The 763-nt window shown below is 41.5% G+C and carries 1 protein-coding gene; it reads left to right on the top strand.

The window, feature by feature from the left end; translation table 11 throughout:
- Positions 1 to 763 (top strand): AMP-binding protein (locus VC188_RS11915; RefSeq protein ID WP_323484108.1); only part of this gene is annotated, 763 nt, incomplete at both ends.

Below are 763 nucleotides of genomic sequence, written 5' to 3'. Positions count from 1 at the left end.
CTTAGATTGCGACTGGGAAATAATTGCTGATAATCCAAACTACAACCCGATCTCAATTACTACCCCAGAAAATCCAGCGTATGTAATTTACACATCAGGCTCGACCGGCAAGCCAAAAGGGGTTGTTGTTACACAATATAACGTCATACGCCTCTTTCATCACTCTGATGCGTTATTTAACTTCACTACACAAGATGTATGGACGCTATTTCACTCATTTGCATTTGATTTTTCTGTTTGGGAGATCTGGGGGGCGCTACTTTATGGGGGTCGGTTACTAATTGTTCCCTATTTAACTAGCAGATCGCCAAAAGTATTTTTAGAGATGGTTGCTAAGGAGGGGGTTACAGTTTTAAATCAAACTCCATCAGCGTTTTATCAATTTACTCAAGCCAAGAATGAGGCTTATGGCAATTTAAAAAATAAATTAAAACTTCGTTACGTAATTTTTGGAGGTGAAGCCTTAAAGCTGGGGCCCCTTGAGGATTGGTACAAAAATTGCTCGAATGCCAATCCCCTGCTAGTTAATATGTATGGCATTACTGAAACAACAGTGCATGTTACTTTTTTTGCGTTATCCAAGGAAATTATTAATCGCACCGCGGATAGCCTTATTGGTGATGCTTTGCCAGATCTCCGCATTTATGTTTTAGATAACAGCCTAGAACCAGTTCCAGCTGGCATTGCTGGGGAGCTTTACATTGCAGGCGCCGGTCTAGCCCGTGGTTATCTAAATCGACCAGGATTAACGGCGGAGCGTTTT

Source organism: Polynucleobacter sp. MG-28-Ekke-A2 (assembly GCF_035012985.1).
Lineage (GTDB): Bacteria > Pseudomonadota > Gammaproteobacteria > Burkholderiales > Burkholderiaceae > Polynucleobacter.
The sequence above is the reverse complement of the archived record's forward strand: the minus strand, read 5'-3'. Positions and strand labels throughout refer to the sequence as shown.